At 42.8% G+C, this 16,658-nt stretch carries 15 protein-coding genes and 1 riboswitch; of the genes, 7 read left to right on the plus strand and 8 right to left on the minus strand.

Annotated features, from left to right (window positions below; genetic code table 11):
- Positions 1–34: 34 nt before the first annotated feature.
- Positions 35–820 (minus strand): tRNA uridine 5-oxyacetic acid(34) methyltransferase CmoM, encoded by a 786-nt coding sequence (gene cmoM, locus FTW16_RS19350; protein WP_146492181.1) that lies wholly within the window; start codon positions 818–820, stop codon positions 35–37.
- Between the two features lie 115 nt (positions 821–935).
- On the opposite strand from cmoM, the gene elyC reads away from it, so the two are divergent.
- Entirely contained in the window at positions 936–1,790 is an 855-nt protein-coding gene (elyC, locus tag FTW16_RS19355) for an envelope biogenesis factor ElyC (protein ID WP_146492182.1), read from the plus strand.
- Between the two features lie 94 nt (positions 1,791–1,884).
- On the opposite strand, the gene torR is transcribed toward elyC, so the two are convergent.
- A complete protein-coding gene (gene torR, locus FTW16_RS19360) occupies positions 1,885–2,598 on the minus strand; it encodes a two-component system response regulator TorR (RefSeq protein WP_146492183.1) in 714 nt (237 codons plus the stop codon).
- A 256-nt stretch (positions 2,599–2,854) separates the two neighbouring features.
- Between torR and torD the strand changes: the two genes are divergently transcribed.
- The 5 genes from torD (at position 2,855) to FTW16_RS19385 (ending at position 6,975) form a co-directional block, all read left to right on the plus strand.
- Entirely contained in the window at positions 2,855–3,502 is a 648-nt protein-coding gene (gene torD, locus FTW16_RS19365) for a molecular chaperone TorD (RefSeq protein ID WP_146492184.1), read from the plus strand.
- A gap of 316 nt (positions 3,503–3,818) precedes the next feature.
- Positions 3,819–4,823 (plus strand): HTH-type transcriptional repressor PurR, encoded by a 1,005-nt coding sequence (gene purR, locus FTW16_RS19370; RefSeq protein WP_060982357.1) that lies wholly within the window; start codon positions 3,819–3,821, stop codon positions 4,821–4,823.
- 170 nt (positions 4,824–4,993) lie between these two features.
- Positions 4,994–5,079: riboswitch (cyclic di-GMP riboswitch) on the plus strand.
- A 127-nt stretch (positions 5,080–5,206) separates the two neighbouring features.
- Positions 5,207–5,797, plus strand: coding sequence for a TfoX/Sxy family DNA transformation protein (locus FTW16_RS19375; protein ID WP_081090099.1), 591 nt, complete (start codon positions 5,207–5,209; stop codon positions 5,795–5,797).
- 133 nt (positions 5,798–5,930) lie between these two features.
- Positions 5,931–6,611: a TVP38/TMEM64 family protein gene (locus FTW16_RS19380; RefSeq protein WP_146492185.1), complete on the plus strand. Its 681-nt coding sequence runs from the start codon at positions 5,931–5,933 to the stop codon at positions 6,609–6,611.
- 46 nt (positions 6,612–6,657) lie between these two features.
- Positions 6,658–6,975: a DUF2007 domain-containing protein gene (locus FTW16_RS19385; RefSeq protein ID WP_061018452.1), complete on the plus strand. Its 318-nt coding sequence runs from the start codon at positions 6,658–6,660 to the stop codon at positions 6,973–6,975.
- Positions 6,976–7,106: 131 nt separating this feature from the next.
- Here FTW16_RS19385 and FTW16_RS19390 read toward each other — a convergent pair whose 3' ends face one another.
- From FTW16_RS19390 to topA, 4 genes are all read right to left on the minus strand, one after another.
- Positions 7,107–7,904 (minus strand): alpha/beta fold hydrolase, encoded by a 798-nt coding sequence (locus FTW16_RS19390; RefSeq protein ID WP_146492186.1) that lies wholly within the window; start codon positions 7,902–7,904, stop codon positions 7,107–7,109.
- 286 nt (positions 7,905–8,190) lie between these two features.
- Positions 8,191–9,645 carry a glycogen synthase GlgA gene (glgA, locus tag FTW16_RS19395; protein ID WP_146492187.1) on the minus strand — a complete coding sequence of 485 codons (1,455 nt, stop codon included), beginning with the start codon at positions 9,643–9,645 and terminating at the stop codon, positions 8,191–8,193.
- Positions 9,635–10,864: a glucose-1-phosphate adenylyltransferase gene (glgC, locus tag FTW16_RS19400; RefSeq protein ID WP_080582251.1), complete on the minus strand. Its 1,230-nt coding sequence runs from the start codon at positions 10,862–10,864 to the stop codon at positions 9,635–9,637. Before glgC ends, glgA begins: the two co-directional genes overlap by 11 nt.
- A gap of 523 nt (positions 10,865–11,387) precedes the next feature.
- Positions 11,388–14,018 (minus strand): type I DNA topoisomerase, encoded by a 2,631-nt coding sequence (gene topA, locus FTW16_RS19405; protein WP_017062103.1) that lies wholly within the window; start codon positions 14,016–14,018, stop codon positions 11,388–11,390.
- 439 nt (positions 14,019–14,457) lie between these two features.
- On the opposite strand from topA, the gene FTW16_RS19410 reads away from it, so the two are divergent.
- Positions 14,458–14,703 carry a YciN family protein gene (locus FTW16_RS19410; protein ID WP_017062104.1) on the plus strand — a complete coding sequence of 82 codons (246 nt, stop codon included), beginning with the start codon at positions 14,458–14,460 and terminating at the stop codon, positions 14,701–14,703.
- 45 nt (positions 14,704–14,748) lie between these two features.
- Here FTW16_RS19410 and aroA read toward each other — a convergent pair whose 3' ends face one another.
- Both aroA and FTW16_RS19420 read right to left on the minus strand, forming a co-directional pair.
- Positions 14,749–16,029 carry a 3-phosphoshikimate 1-carboxyvinyltransferase gene (aroA, locus tag FTW16_RS19415; protein WP_146492188.1) on the minus strand — a complete coding sequence of 427 codons (1,281 nt, stop codon included), beginning with the start codon at positions 16,027–16,029 and terminating at the stop codon, positions 14,749–14,751.
- A 162-nt stretch (positions 16,030–16,191) separates the two neighbouring features.
- Positions 16,192–16,647 (minus strand): glycine zipper 2TM domain-containing protein, encoded by a 456-nt coding sequence (locus FTW16_RS19420; protein WP_004736438.1) that lies wholly within the window; start codon positions 16,645–16,647, stop codon positions 16,192–16,194.
- Between the last annotated feature and the right edge of the window lie 11 nt (positions 16,648–16,658).

Below are 16,658 nucleotides of genomic sequence, written 5' to 3' on the forward strand. Positions count from 1 at the left end.
CATGTTGTGGCTTCTTTTACCACATTCAGCGCTGTTATTGCGCAGGTTTTTGAGCCCAAACGTGAATATAACGGCCTAGTGACAGATATGGCTCTTGGCGACATAGCTGTTTTTCCAGTTCCAATACATCTTCAAATTGGTAATCGCCCATGTACTCCATATTACCTATGTAGTCACTGAAAGAGCGAATGCCTGATTTACCACAGATTTCTAGACCAGCGTCTTCTATCCATTGGTAAACCTCTTCCGGCTTCAAGCCTTTTTGTGGTTGCAGCTTAAACCGTTTTCGATGTGGCATCCCATTCAATACATGAGGAATATTGCCACAAATCACATTTTTCAGGACTAATCCGTGGTGGTTGTAAAACATTATCGAGGCAACGCCACCCGGTTTAACTTGTTCAAGCAATAAATCAAGCGCCTCTTTAGGATCGGCTAACCATTCCATTACGGCATGAAACATCACAAAATCGACTTTTCCATCGAGATGTTCTGCGACTTTTTGTACCGGTGAATGAATAAATCGATATTGCTCTAACAAACCCGCTTCGCTGATACTTTCTTCTGCGAGCTTCAGCATTTCAGAAGAGAGGTCACACAGAGAAACGTTATGCCCAAGCGACGCAATTTTTTGCGACATCTGTGCAAGTCCGCCTCCAGCATCAAGCACATGCAGTGGCGAAGCTGATTGTTCAAATTTGCTCAAAGCTTGTTCTAAATCTTCCCATACGATGATCTGACGGATCTCTCCTTTGTCAGAACCGTAAATATTTTTTGCAAATTTGTGGGCAATATCGTCGAAATTACGGTCTTCAGTCACGGCTACTTGAGTTATTATGTCCTATCGTGCCTGCTATTCTGTCACAGGAATTTCAGGAATAAAGAGGCGATGTCTCTTTTTACTACTAAGTGATGTTTTTTCGGACTATTCGGATATGTTTGAGCTGAAAAAAGTAGTGTCTTCGCTATTGATGCCACTGCCAGCAATGTTAATTCTCGCTTTTCTGGGTTTAGCCCTAGTGATGTTTACTACCAAAAGGAAGACTGGTTGCCTAATCACCCTTTCAGCCCTATGTGGTATTTTCCTAATCGCTTTCCAGCCAGTTTCTAGTCAACTTTTAATGCCAATGGAAAGGCAACACACCGCTTTTTTACCTGTCGATGAAACCGTCGATTACGTGATGGTTCTCGGAAGTGGTCACGTCGTAGATGACCAAATTCCACCGACATCAGAACTTAGTCGCACCGGCCTGATGCGCTTAAGTGAAGGGATTCGTATTCTACGCCTTTACCCTGGTGCAAAACTTATTTTGTCTGGCTATGGCGCAGGCACTGAAGTAAGTAACGCAAGAATGATGGCTAAAGTTGCATTAGCACTAGGCGTAGCAAAACCTGATATCATTCTGCTTGAAACAGCAAAAGACACCTGGGAAGAAGCCCGCCAAGCTGCTGCGTTTGTTAAGAATAAAAGAATGGTGCTAGTGACTTCAGCTAGCCATATGACTCGCGCACTGAATGAATTCAATGCTGCCGGCATGAAACCTCTACCAGCACCAACTAACTACCTTGCACAAGAAGGGATTGTTGAGCCTTGGAATAAGTATATGCCAAAAGCTCTCTACCTTGAGCAGACTGAGCGTTACTGGCACGAAACCATGGGGTTGGTTTGGCAAAGCCTGCGTGATTGGCTTGATACAAGTAATGACCCGGTCGAAGAGCCTATTGTTGTTCCCGAAGCATCCAACCTTGTTGAAGGTGGCAGTGACGTTTCTGCAGCACAGTCTCAATAAGCAGATTGCATAAAATATTCAGTAAAAAAAAGCCGAGACATCAAAGATGCCTCGGCTTTTTAACATTCAAATATCCTAATACACTCAACGGGAATTAGTCACCAGCAAACATGTAACCTTCACCGTGAACCGTCACAAAAATTTGTGGGTTCTTAGGATCGAACTCCATTTTTGCACGCATACGACGGATTAGTACGTCGATGGTACGGTCATTAGGCGCATCCACACGGTGGCTAATCATATTGAGAATACGCTCACGGCTTAACACCTGATTTGGGTAAGAAGACAGTGCAACCAATAATTCGTATTCAGCTTTCGTCAGTTTAACCGGTTCACCGTTTTTGCTTAACGCACGACGAGGGATATCAAATGTCCACTCACCAAAACGAACCACTGATTCATCTTCTGGTTCTTCAGCCGCACCTGCTGCCGTTTTACGAGCGGCAGAAATACGCCAAAGTAGGTTTTTAACTCGAACCAATAACTCGCGAAGTTCGAAGGGTTTAGTAACATAATCGTCAGCGCCCATTTCAAGGCCTACAATTTTGTCGATGCTATCCGTGCGTCCAGTAACTAAAATAATTCCAATGTCTGATTGACTGCGTAATTCGCGAGTTAGCATCAATCCATCTTCGCCTGGTAAGTTGATGTCCAGCATAATGAGGTCAACGTTGTTTTCTTCTAACACGCCTCTCATTTGAGCGCCGCTTTCGGCTTCGCTAACTGTGTAACCTTCGTTCTGGAAGTATCCAACCAGTTTACTGCGGGTTACCACATCATCTTCTACGACTAATACGTGATAGCTCATCTACACCACTTTTCTTATTTAATAGTTTCAGTGACTATTCTATTCATAACTCGTAACAATTCTAGTAGTACACGAGATAAAAGCCAGAAACATGGATTTTTTTTGATACAAGACAATCTTAAACCTTGCTATTTATCTTCCATCGCAATTCAATATAGGCATTACTACTAACGAGTAACTTTGCGTTTCGCAAATAACCTTGTTATTCAGCCTTCGTACCCTAGGTATTACGAAAGACGATATTAGGATTAATCAAATGAAAGAAACGAAAGCATTCAACGAGCAAAGAGCCGAAATATACTGGTGGCTATCAAGCTTATTCGCCAAAGAGCTCACCCAAGAAGAACTCGATCACTACCACTCTGTTGAGATTCGTTCTTTCCTAACTGGTTTAGGCGAAAATGAAACACTAAAGCCTGCGATTGATCGCTTAGTCGATGCACTGAACCGTCTCCAAACACGTGAAGATGCCCAACTAGAACTGTCTGCAGACTTTTGCGATCTTTTCTTAAAGACAGACAAACACGGCGCTCTTCCTTACGCTTCCATGTATATCGGCGAAACTGGCCTTTTAAATGATAAGCCTGCAAGAGATATGGAAGAGATCATGGCCAAGCACAACTTAGTCGTGAACCAAGACTTAAAAGAGCCAGCAGACCACATCGCTATCGAACTCGATTTTCTTGGTAACTTGATCATCCGTTCTAATGAAACGGATCTTGAAGAAGAACTCGAAAAATCGTTCGCCGTTCAACAGCAATTTATCAAACAACAACTGCTTACTTGGGTACCAAGGTTCAACGTAAAATGTCATGACGTTGACGAATTCGGTTTCTACGCTTCAGTCTCAGCTCTGCTACTGGCATTCTGCACATTAGACACTCAATACCTCGCTGGTGAATAAGTTTATTGGATGATTTGGTAAACAAATTCAGCAGAATGTGACAATTCACCCGGATTTCTGGGTGAATTTTATTGCGAGTAATTTCTAGTCAGTCTAAAATTGTGACCGCAAACGATAAAATATGAAACATTCACGAAATGCTATGCTTATTAAAGTTCAGAGCATTTCGGTGTTAAGACAAGCCGCTCAATAGCGGTTTTTTGTTTTTTAGCACTTTAGTACCCAAAGAGCCCTACAAATTTAAGCTCTTAGTTAAGTAGCTTAACGGCTACTTCATTCCGTACTTTGGGAAAGTAGCTTCTAATAGGATAAAACCATGGCCACTATCAAAGATGTCGCTCGCTTAGCCGGCGTATCAACAACAACCGTTTCTCACGTAATCAACAAAACTCGCTTTGTTGCTGAAGCGACTCAAGAAAAAGTTAACAAAGCAGTAGATGAACTTAACTATGCGCCAAGTGCAGTTGCTCGTAGTTTGAAGTGCAATACAACACGCACTATCGGCATGCTAGTTACTCAATCAACTAACCTATTCTTCTCTGAAGTTATCGATGGTGTTGAGAGCTACTGTTACCGTCAAGGTTACACTTTGATCCTGTGTAATACGGGCGGTATCTATGAGAAGCAACGTGATTACATTCGAATGCTTGCTGAGAAACGTGTAGATGGCATCTTAGTGATGTGTTCTGACCTAACTGAAGAACTGAGAGAGATGTTAGACCGTCACGCTGACATCCCTAAAGTAATAATGGACTGGGGTCCAGAGAGTTCTCAAGCTGATAAGATCATCGATAACTCTGAAGAAGGTGGCTATCTAGCAACCAAATACCTCATTGAACGCGGTCACTCTAAGATTGCTTGTTTAAGTGGCCACTTAGACAAAGCAGCATGTGTTGAGCGTATCGCTGGTTACAAGCGTGCACTCAATGAAGCAAAGATTACTGCCGATGATGATATGATCATTGAAGGTAACTTCGAGTGTGATACGGCTGTTCTTGCTGCAGAGCAAATCGTAGAGATGGAAGATCGTCCAACCGCAGTATTCTGTTTTAATGACACAATGGCACTAGGCCTAATGAGCCGCCTGCAAGAGAAAGGAATTCGCATTCCTGAAGATATTTCCGTAATTGGTTACGACAACATCGAACTGGCTGAATACTTCTCTCCACCGTTAACTACGGTTCACCAACCTAAGCGTCGTGTTGGTAAGAATGCATTCGAAATTCTGTTAGAGCGCATAAAAGATAAAGATCATGAAAAACGCGTCTTCGAAATGCACCCTGAAATTGTTGAGCGAAGTACAGTTAAAACGTTAAATTAATTGACAACTCGAGTTTAATTGCATCAAGCGCACCTTTAGGTGCGCTTTTTTTATCAACAGCTATAATGAACTCATATGCACAACGGAAAGATCATTAATTGAAGCAACATCACATTTTGAAATATCAAGTGTGAGCCTCATTCAACAAAAACTTTATTCTATTCAATCAGTCACGCACAGGGCAAACCACTTGAAAAAGTGAGACGCAAAGCTTCCGGCCTAAACCACTCGTTGGTATGGTAGCGGGGTTACCGATGGCAAAATGCAGTAAGTACTAATAATTTAGTAATTTACGGCTTATTGACAATTTAATTGCAACATTTTGCTAATCTCTCGGACCTGCTTATTTGGTGGCGTAGTTCAAATACACCGAGATAAATAACATGGATAAACCGATACTAAAGGACTCAATGAAGTTATTTGAGCCCCTAGGAAAAATAAAATCACGCTCAATGTTTGGTGGCTTCGGTCTTTTTGCTGATGACACTATGTTTGCTCTGGTTGTAAATGACCAGCTGCACATACGAGCAGAAAAATGCACAACAAAACAATTCGAACAACAAGGGTTTCAACCGTACGTCTACAAAAAACGTGGTTTCCCTGTCGTTACTAAATATTTCGCTTTACCTGAAGGCCTGTGGCAAGACCAAGAAAAAATCTTGCAGCTTGCAACCACGTCTCTAGGTTTTGCTAAAGAAGAAAAAGCCGAGCAGTCTTCTGCTAAGCCTACTCGACTCAAAGATCTGCCTAACCTTCGACTCGCTACTGAACGCATGTTGAAAAAAGCAGGGATCGATTCCGTAGAACGTTTATATGAATCAGGCTCTGTAAACGCATTTAACGCCATCAAGGAATCGCATGCGTCTTCTGTCAGTATTGAACTACTTTGGGCGCTAGAAGGTGCGATCAATGGTACACATTGGTCAGTTATACCGCAGCAGCGTCGTGAAGAGCTTATCAATCGCGTCAATTAGCATTGTCAGTGCAAACTATCTACATAACTAAGCCGCATTTTTGCGGCTTTTTTTATATCTACTGAAAGTTAATCTAAGCTTTGCCTGTCTATCTATACTATCGGTATGCATTGAAAATTTAGAGGAAGTATCAATGAGTAAGAAAATGATATTGGGTATTATATTGGTAGTAATCATCGTCTTGTTAGGCGTCAATTTTGGCCAATACCTCACGCTTGAAAATGCCAAGGCCCAACAAGCCGTTTTAAATGACTACATTGACAGCAACTTTATTGCCGCCGCCGCTATCTATTTTGTTGCGTATGTAATGATCACTGCTTTCTCAATTCCTGGCGCCGCTGTTTTTACCCTGCTTGGAGCTGCTCTATTTGGCTTCTGGAATAGTTTACTGCTGGTATCTTTCGCAAGTGCAATTGGTGCTACCCTCGCTTTTCTAAGTAGCCGCTATCTGTTACGTGACTGGATTCAAACCAAGTTTGGTGACAAGTTAGCGACAATTAACAAGGGCGTTGAAAAAGACGGCGCATTTTACTTGTTTTCTCTGCGTCTAATTCCTGTATTCCCATTCTTCCTTATCAACCTGTTGATGGGTCTAACTCCTATGTCGGTGAGTCGTTACTACATTACGAGTCAAATCGGGATGTTGCCGGGTACTGCTGTTTTCTTGAATGCAGGTACTCAACTCGCAGAAATTGATTCACTTTCGGGCATCGTGTCGCCTTCAGTACTATTGTCATTTGCATTACTGGGTATATTCCCAATTATTGCTAAGTGGTTGATGGGGAAGTTTCGCTCAACACCAGTGGCTGAATAACGTATATAGCTAAATAACGCATATAGCCAGATAAGGTTCTATTTCAATGAAGATCTTCAGTGCATCGAATCCGACAGAAGCCCACATCATCTGTGGATTACTAGAAAGTGAGAATATTGCGTGTGAAGTCCGTGGGGAGGGTTTGTTTGGTTTGAAAGGTGAAATCCCATTTACAGAAGAAACTGACCCTTACGTATGGTTATATGAGCCAGAATTGGCCAGTAAAGCCCGCACGATTGTTAATGACTACCAAAAACAGCAAGATTCTATTATCTATGAAGAGTGGCGTTGTAGTAAATGTCATGAAGTTAACGAAGCTCAATTTGGTTCATGCTGGCAGTGCGGCGCTGCTTCACCTGAATAGCAGAGTTTCCATTATTACAGAAAATGATTCTGTAAAAGACAACCTCCAAATAAAAACGGGAAGCTAAAATTAGCTTCCCGTTTTTATTTTAATTCTATTCAAACATCGGTTCTGATAAAGAACCTAGATAATCACTGAATTTGCTTTTGAATAAAAGCGATAGATTGTTGATTGAATTCTTCAGGGTTTTCGACATTACATACATGCCCACAGTTAGCGATTTCTACCAACTCACTCGACTCATGCGCTTCCACCATTTCTTTAACAGGCTTGATGAACATATAATCGCGTTCACCCATCAAATACAAAGTTGGAATCGGCAACTCTCTGTCTTTGAAGTACTTCATCAATGGATTTACGTCAGCTGTGAGGATAAACCAACGTTTAAACTCTTTTTGGCACAGCTTTTTAGCTTCGCGGATAAACAAGTGACGTGACTCTTTCTGACTTTTTTGCGGCATCACAACATAAGCAAATAAGCTGTATAACCACATATAAGGAATAATGTGCTTACTCAGGTTTCCTAATTTGATTAAGACTTGAGAGCGAGTGTTAAGTTTAGTAACCGCACCACCAAGCACCATAGAGCGCACTCTGCTCGCAGCCAATTCAGCCACGTTGCGAACGATAATCGTGCCCAAAGACATACCCACGAAGTGCGCAGAGCGGATTTTGAGATGGTCTAACACTTTAAGAATATCAAGCGTCACCGATTTGAACGTATAACGATTCGAAATCAGTTCTTTAAGTATGTTGTCTGATTTACCATGCCCTCTGAGGTCGATGAGAAGCAAATTGAAGTGCTGCTTATACGCTTTGATCTGCTTGAACCAAATGGAGGAACTGCCTCCTGCGCCATGCACAAATACAACCCACTCATCACTCGTAGGGTGAGTAAATGTTTTATGAAATAGTAAACTCTCAGACATACCTATCGCTTTAATTATTGGAGTGGAGCTCTGCCTCATCACGAGGCGATGACCAAGGATATCACGCTATTAAGAACTTTAAGTGATAATAGTGTCAAACCTAACATTAGTCATGTGAATACCTACCCTGCCTTTTCTACATGACTAAAATGAGTTTGCAAGCTTTGTCTTCGCAAACGAGATGTGCTCTGACCAGAAAACAAGAAGGCACTCTGCTATCAGAGTGCCTTCTTCTATTAAGAACTGCAATTGTTCATAAACCAACTTTTTAAGCTAAGTCAGCAAGTTAAAATGCAGAGTGGTACATCACAAGGTATTCTTTTGCCGCATCTTCCCAACTAAAATCTTGCTGCATTGCATAAAGCTGAACACGCTTAATTTCAGATGAATTTTGAGCATAAAGCAGCAATGAACGATGCAATACTGCCAGTAGCGCTTGCGGTGTTGGCTCTTCAAAAGCAAACCCTGTCGCTACCTCAGGATCCTGATCGTAATCATTCACACTGTCTTTTAAGCCGCCTACAGAGCGAACAATAGGCAAAGTACCATAAGCCATACTATAGATTTGATTTAAACCACAAGGTTCAAATTCAGAAGGCATCAAAAAGAAATCAGAGCCAGCTTCAACCAAGTGCGCTAGTTCATTATTGTAGGCCTCTACGAATGAGAACTTGTCTGAGTGAAGTGCTGATAGCTCTTTCAACTGACTCGCCAAAACCGGATCACCTGTACCGACAATCACAATCTGAAGGTCGTTTTTCAAGAACTGATCGATGATAGGCAGTAAGTAGTGAACGCCTTTTTGATTCGTCAGGCGACAAACCATGCCATAAACCGCGCAATCGGCAACGGGTAAACCCACGTCTTGTTGCAGCTTTTGCTTACAAGCTGATTTTCCGCGAGCCATGCTGTGCTTAGTCGCTTTGTATTTACGAGGAAGGAAAGCGTCTGTTTCCGGGTTCCAAGCTCCGTAATCGCAACCATTCAAAATGCCGAACAGATCAGCTGATCTGTGTTGGAATTCTGCAGCCATACCGTGGCTACCTAATTCCGTTTTCAACTCTTCTGCATAGGTAGGACTTACAGCGTTCACTTTATCAGCGCACATCACGCCAGCTCTTAGCATAGTGACATGAGTGTCACTCACTGAAGCTTCTGGCACATGATAACTGTGCATCTCTGGCAGGAATTGTAATTCATCGTATGCGAACACACCTTTGAATACCGCATTGTGAATCGAGATAACACTGCGTGTATTTTCAAAGAAATCGTGTTGTTGGTAACGCGATTTAAGCAAGAAAGGAACGAAACCTGTATGCCAGTCATTTGCATGAATGATATCCGGTTGAAAACCAAGTTTAGGAAGCATATCAAGACAGGCTGCACTAAAGAACGAGAAGCGCTCTCCGTTATCAGCATAAGCTTGATTGTTTTCTGCGTACATTTCCGGGCGGTCGAAATACTTGGCACATTCAATACCAAAAACTGGAACGCCTTCTACGCTCAGTTTTTTCACTTGGTAAGCCGTATGAGGCCAATGATCGAGTTCAGTCGATAAAACAACTTCTGCTGAATCAATGTTTGGAATATTTCTATAGGCGGGGATAGTCACTCGAACGTCCTGTTCGAGTGTTTGCAACGCTTTCGGTAGTGCCTTGGCTACATCAGCCAAGCCACCACTTTTAATCAAGCCTTCAACTTCAGACGCTACAAAAAGTACCGAGAGAGTCTTAGTAACCAACTCGTGCTCCTTTAGAAATCACTACGACACCATCGTCAGATACGTGGTAATGCTTTTTGTCTTCTGTCAGATTTACACCAATCTGTGTACCCGGTGCGATATCTGCATCTTTATCAATGATAACGCGGCGCAGGATACAACCCTCACCCACTTTTACATCACCGAGTAAGATACTTTCGCTAATATCACACGCTGATGCGATATTGCTGCGGAAACCCAGTACACTCTTTTCAATACGCGAACCACGTACGTAACTACCGCTACAAACAAGACTATCAATTATCTGAATTCGACCATTTGCCGAATCAGTAAACGTAGCAGGTGGTAGTGGCGGGTAATAAGTGTGTAGAGGCCATTTACGGTTGTATAGCGAGAATGGCGCATCTTTCTTAAGAAGGTCCATATGCGCTTGCCAGTACGCGTCAATCGTACCTACATCGCGCCAGTAAACTTCTTCTTTCTCACCAGTAATACGATTGGTGCTGAAATCATAAACAAACACATCACCACGTGGGAACATGTTTGGAATAATGTCTTTGCCGAAATCGTGTGTCGAACCTTCTCTATCAGCATCTTCCGTTAGTTCAGCAAAAAGCTCTTTCGCTTCGAACACGTAATTGCCCATTGAAACGAGCGCTGATTCTGGATCGCCCGGGATCGACTTCGGATTTGCAGGTTTCTCTTCAAAGCCAATCATACGGCCATCAGCATCAACCTCAATAACACCGAATTCTGATGCTTCAGCAAGCGGCATGCGCAATGCTGATACTGTTAGAGCCGCTTTCTTCTCTTTATGGAAATCAAGCATCTGTTTGATGTCCATCTTATAGATATGGTCTGAACCAAAAATACAGACTTGATCAGGTTCTTCCAACTCCATAAAGCCCATGTTTTGGTAGATAGCATCTGCTGTGCCTTCATACCAACGCTTTCCTTTACGCATTTGTGCAGGAATTGGGTCGATGAAACGGTCTGTTATACCACTGATATTCCAGCCTTTTTTCATATGGTGGAACAGTGACTGTGACTTAAATTGTGTTAATACGTAGATCTTCATTAGATCAGCATTAACGAAGTTGTTCAAAGCGAAATCAATTAAGCGGTAACTACCACCGAAAGGAACCGAGGGTTTGCTGCGAGATTCAGTTAAAGGTCTTAAGCGAGAGCCTTCACCACCAGCAAGAATCATTCCCAATACACCAGCCATTTTATTCTCCATATATCTATAGCTTGTCGATGTTAGTACTCGTAGAGGTATCTTCCTCTGGGGGATGAGCACCAACACTTATTTCGGTATTTAGCGAATATCCATTCACATACAGTGACAATATCCTAAGCCAAACGTTGTTATGTGTGCACTATTCTTTGCACTTGGTTTTATATACGTTATCGACTTTTCGGCCGAATTCAATTTTTAATACGCCATTCTGTGGTACGTAAGCTGATTGCTTTCCTAAGACTTAAAGCAGCTCACACTACATCGTCCAGACGAAACATTACATTAACACCCGACACACATCAGGTATACAACTAAACGCTGATCTGTGAGTTACAATATTTTAATTAAGTTACATTCTCGTTAAAGTTGCATAAGAAGATGTGATTAATTTCTGTTATTTATTTTTCAGTGTGAATTTAATAAATTCTCGCAGACGAAACACCAAATCAATAAGTTGCATATTTAGTCATATTGAGATCAAAAAAAGCAGCCTAATGGCTGCTTTTTCATCAATAACGTTCAGTTACTTCTCTTTAGGCTTTTTACGCTTATCCGTAACTTCCCACTTACCGTCGATGTACAACGCAGTCCAACCGGACGGTTTTCCATCTACTTCAGTACGAACGTAGTTTTCTTTGGTCTTACGACTAAAACGAACCACTGTCGGCTTACCATCAGGGTCAGCAACTGGCGCTGATGCTAGGTATTGGAACTTAGGTGAGATACGGTCTTTAAAACGAACCAGCTCTTCCACTAATGGTGCACGCGTTTCACGTGATTTAGGGAAGTTGCTCGCAGCCATAAATAGACCAGAAGCACCATCACGAAGAACAAAGTACGCGTCTGAATTTTCACATGGAAGTTCAGGGAAATGCACCGGGTCTTCTTTCGGTGGCGCAACTTCGCCATTTTTCAGAATCTTACGAGTGTTCTTACAGTCTTCACTCGTACAGTCCATGTATTTACCAAAACGACCGTTCTTCAGAACCATGTCAGAACCACACTTGTCACACTCAACAAGTGGACCATCGTAGCCTTTCACTTTAAATTCGCCGTGCTCAACCACATAACCTTCACAGTTCGGGTTGTTACCACATACGTGCATCTTACGCTTATCATCGATTAGATAAGCATCCATTGCCGTTTCACAAATAGGACAACGCTTTTTAGCTCGAAGTGCTGCTGTTTCAACGTCTTCTTCAAGCACGTTGATAATGCCCTCTTCATCACCAAGGTTAATTGTTGTCTTACAACGCTCTTTTGGTGGAAGTGCATAGCCAGAACAACCAAGGAATACGCCTGTCGAAGCAGTACGAATGCCCATTTTACGGCTACAAGTCGGACACTCAATATCGGTTTCCACGATATGATTTGGCTTCATACCACCAGCGTCTTCGTCTAAGTCTGCTTTTTCCAAATCGCCAGTAAAGTCTTCGAAGAAGTTATCTAACACGCCTTTCCAGCTTGCTTCGCCTTCTGCGATTTGGTCCAACTTCTGCTCCATACGAGCAGTGAAGTCGTAGTTCATTAGGTCATTGAAGCTGCCGTCTAGACGGTCAGTAACAATTTCACCCATCTTCTCAGCATAGAAACGACGTTGTTCAACTTTTACATAACCACGATCTTGAATCGTCGAGATGATTGATGCGTATGTTGAAGGACGACCAATACCACGCTTCTCAAGCTCTTTAACTAGCGCCGCTTCAGTGAAACGAGCAGGTGGCTTAGTGAAGTGCTGTTTAGGGTCCAGAGCGATCAAATCAAGCTTATCGCCGATCTGAACTGCTGGAAGGATCGTATCTTCGTTCTTACCCATTGGACGCTGAACACGAGTCCAACCATCAAATTTAAGAATACGCCCTTTCGCTTTTAACGTGTACTCATCTGCTTTAACGCTTACTGTCGTTGAATCGTATTGAGCTGGTGTCATTTGACACGCAACGAACTGATTCCAAATCAGTGAATAAAGCTTGTGTGCGTCTGCGTCTACGCCGTTTAGATCTTCCGACTTAACATCTACACTTGAAGGACGAATCGCTTCGTGTGCCTCTTGAGCGCCCTCTTTGCTGCCGTATACAAGTGCTTTAGGTGGAAGGTATTGCGCGCCGTACTCAGAACCAATGTATTCACGAGCGGCTTCTACAGCTTCTGAACTCAAGTTGGTTGAGTCAGTACGCATATAAGTGATGTAACCCGCTTCATACAGGCGTTGAGCCAACATCATGGTTTTCTTTACGCCATAACCAAGACGCGTACTCGCCGCTTGCTGCAGCGTCGACGTGATGTAAGGTGCAGACGGCTTACTCTTTGTTGGGCGGTCTTCACGTTTACATACTTCATATTGCGCTTTTTCTAAAACGCTAACAGCAGCTTGTGTTTGCGCTTCATTTTCAGGTTTAAACGCAACACCGTCTTTCTGCGCTACTTGCAGTCTAAAGTCGGTTTTCTCTGCTGTTTTAGTATCAGCATGCACATCCCAGAACTCTTCAGGGATAAAGGCGTTGATCTCGCGCTCACGCTCTACCAGTAGTTTTACCGCTACTGATTGAACACGGCCAGCGGACAGGCCTCGTGCTACTTTTTTCCAAAGCAGAGGTGACACCATAAAGCCAACAACACGGTCCATAAAACGTCGTGCTTGTTGTGCGTTTACGCCATCAATGTTTAACTCACCTGGAGTTTCGAAAGCTTGTTGAATAGCATTCTTGGTGATTTCGTTAAAAACCACTCGCTTGTATCGCGTTTCATCGCCACCGATGATCTCACGAAGGTGCCATGCGATAGCTTCTCCTTCGCGGTCCAAATCGGTTGCGAGATAAACATGGTCTGCGTTCTCAGCCAGTTTTTGCAATTCAGCGACGACTTTCTCTTTACCAGGTAGGATTTGGTAGTTCGCTTCCCACTCTTTATACGGGTTGATACCCATCTTTTTGATAAGAGCTTTGCGATCTTTTTCTTTCTTGATACGAGCTTTATCTTCTGGGCTCATACCCTTGGTTGAAACTGCAGCAGCCTTTTGACCAGTACTTTGACCCGCCGTTGGTAAATCACGTACGTGACCTACACTCGACTTAACGACAAAGTCTTTGCCAAGATATTTATTGATAGTTTTAGCCTTGGCTGGCGACTCCACTATAACGAGCGATTTACCCATATTGACTCTAACGTCCTTAATCACGATGCTTCAGCACCAACAATTTAGCTTGTGGGCTTTTACGCATGATATTCTAAATTCATTGCTTCTTTTTTTACTATTGTGCGAGATTACTAGAAGATCAACCGCTTTTTTCAAAATTGGATCTGATCGCTCGACAATTCGACGACTCACAGATAAAAGGGTCACAATATAAAGAAGCTATAAAGTACTCACGAAGAATACTTGCAAGAGCCTATTCATCAGGCATTACGTCTAAACGGGCTCATACTAAGCTTGTCCACGAATCTAACGCGAGCCCCATTCAATTATTTTTGCCGTAAATCACAAAATAAATTGTGGATGTTTGAAAAGACTCTCTTAATCGGTTGTGAAATCATTGAATTTCTAGTTCGACACCATAAACTCAACGTTATATTCAGTTATCAGAGATAAACTCATGACAAAGAAAGTAATAGCAGAATTTGATTTACTGCTTATCGCAAACCAAATTATCCAATCACATGATGACTACATTGAAGGCATGCGCGCAAACAGCGTAGTAGAAAAAGACGATGTACTCGTCTTCAAAGGTGAATACTTCTTAGACAGCAATGGAATGCCGACCGAGAATACAACCGCGGTATTTAACATGTTTAAATACTTAGCGCACCACCTTTCGAAAGAATTTACAATTCAGCAATAATTAAAAAGCTTGCCATTTAGGCAAGCTTTTTCAGTTCCTGAACCTTTACTGGCTCAGCATTTTCAACTTATCGAAGTAATCAGGGAATGTCTTTGACGTACAACCTGGATCGTTAATCGTCACAGGCGTATCGCTCAAAGCAACCAGTGAGAAACACATCGCCATACGGTGATCATCGTAAGTATCAATCGCCGCGTGAGTCAGTTCTGCTACAGGGTTAACAATGATGTAATCTTCGCCCTCTTCCACTTCAGCACCAACTTTGCGTAGCTCTGTAGCCATTGCAGCCAAGCGGTCTGTCTCTTTCACACGCCAGTTGTAGACATTACGGATTGCCGTTGTACCTTTAGCAAACAACGCGGTCGTCGCGATAGTCATCGCAGCATCTGGAATATGGTTATAGTCCATATCAATGCCTTTCAGCTCACCACAACGAGAAATAACATAGTCGTCACCCCATTCGATTTCGGCACCCATTTTCTCAAGCGCATCAGCGAATTGGATATCACCTTGGATACTGTTTTTACCAATACCAGTAACCTTAATCTCACCACCTTTAATCGCAGCCGCAGCAAGGAAATATGACGCAGATGATGCATCACCTTCAACCAAGAAATCACCCGGTGCCGAGTAAGATTGCCCAGTGGGAATAACAAACTCTTGGTAATCATTATTGATCACGTCCACACCAAATTGCTTCATGATGTGCAGCGTAATATCGATGTAAGGTTTAGAAACTAATTCACCTTCAATTTTAATGGTCACTTCACCTTCAGCTAAGGGCGCAGCCATCAAAAATGCCGTCAAAAACTGGCTAGAGATAGAACCGTCGATAGAAACCGTACCGCTCTTCAAACCTGTACCTGTGATCTTCAATGGTGGGTAGTTTTCGTTTTCTAAGTATTCAACGTCGGCACCAGCAGCTCGCAGTGCAGTTACTAAATGGCCAATTGGGCGCTCTTTCATGCGCGGCTCACCAGTAAGAACGTATTCACCGCGACCTAAACATAGTGCAGCCGCCAGAGGACGCATCGCCGTACCCGCGTTACCTAAAAAAAGCTCTAGGGCTTTATCACTTGAGAATACACCACCAACACCCGTTACTTCACAAACAGTTTTGTCTGCAGACAGCTGATAATTAACACCTAGTTGAGTCAAGGCATTCAACATATGGCGAATGTCATCACTGTCTAGCAAGTTTGTTAGGCGAGTGGTTCCCGTTGAAAGTGCAGCCAAAAGAAGTGCACGGTTGGAAACGCTTTTTGAACCAGGTAGGTTAACTTCCCCGTTCACTTTTTGAATTGGTTGTAACGTAAGGCTTTCCATTAAATCTTATAGTCCTTGTACCACCCGAAGTCACTGGCGCGTATTTATTTTCGGGTGATGAATAATTCTTCGTACTTGCAGACTAACGAACTTTTCCAACGAACTCCAGAGCTAATCCCACTCAATCAGGTGATTAATTAGCCAATCAATCGTATTTATATACTAGTACACTAGATCAACTCGAACACCATCTGAAAAATAGAGAATTCGTACATCATCGCCTCGGTTAAACAGCATCGAGTTATCGACATCTTGGATGATGTTGACCAACTTATCGTCTTTAGTTTTGACCAATAACTCGACCAGTTTGTACTCTACTTTATATTGTGTGTTACCGCGGTTACGAGCAATACCCGCACCTGCTACTGCACCGACAGCTGTCGCTACTTCTTTACCGGTGCCGCCGCCAAACTGGTTACCAATCAAGCCACCAATCGCCGCACCTAACAAGGTTTCCCAACCATTCGCTTTCGATTCAACGATCTCTTGCTGAGTGATGTATCTAACCGTATCAATCTCACCATAAACCACCTCGTTTACTGGTCGAGCTTGGTTTCTGTTGTAAGCTGCATTTGCCAACATGGGCAAAACAAGTAAAATCCAAAGCAACTTCTTCATGGTAAAACTCC

Origin of the sequence: Vibrio sp. T20, from assembly GCF_007858795.1 — a bacterium.
In the GTDB taxonomy this organism is placed as follows: Bacteria; Pseudomonadota; Gammaproteobacteria; order Enterobacterales; family Vibrionaceae; genus Vibrio; species Vibrio satsumensis.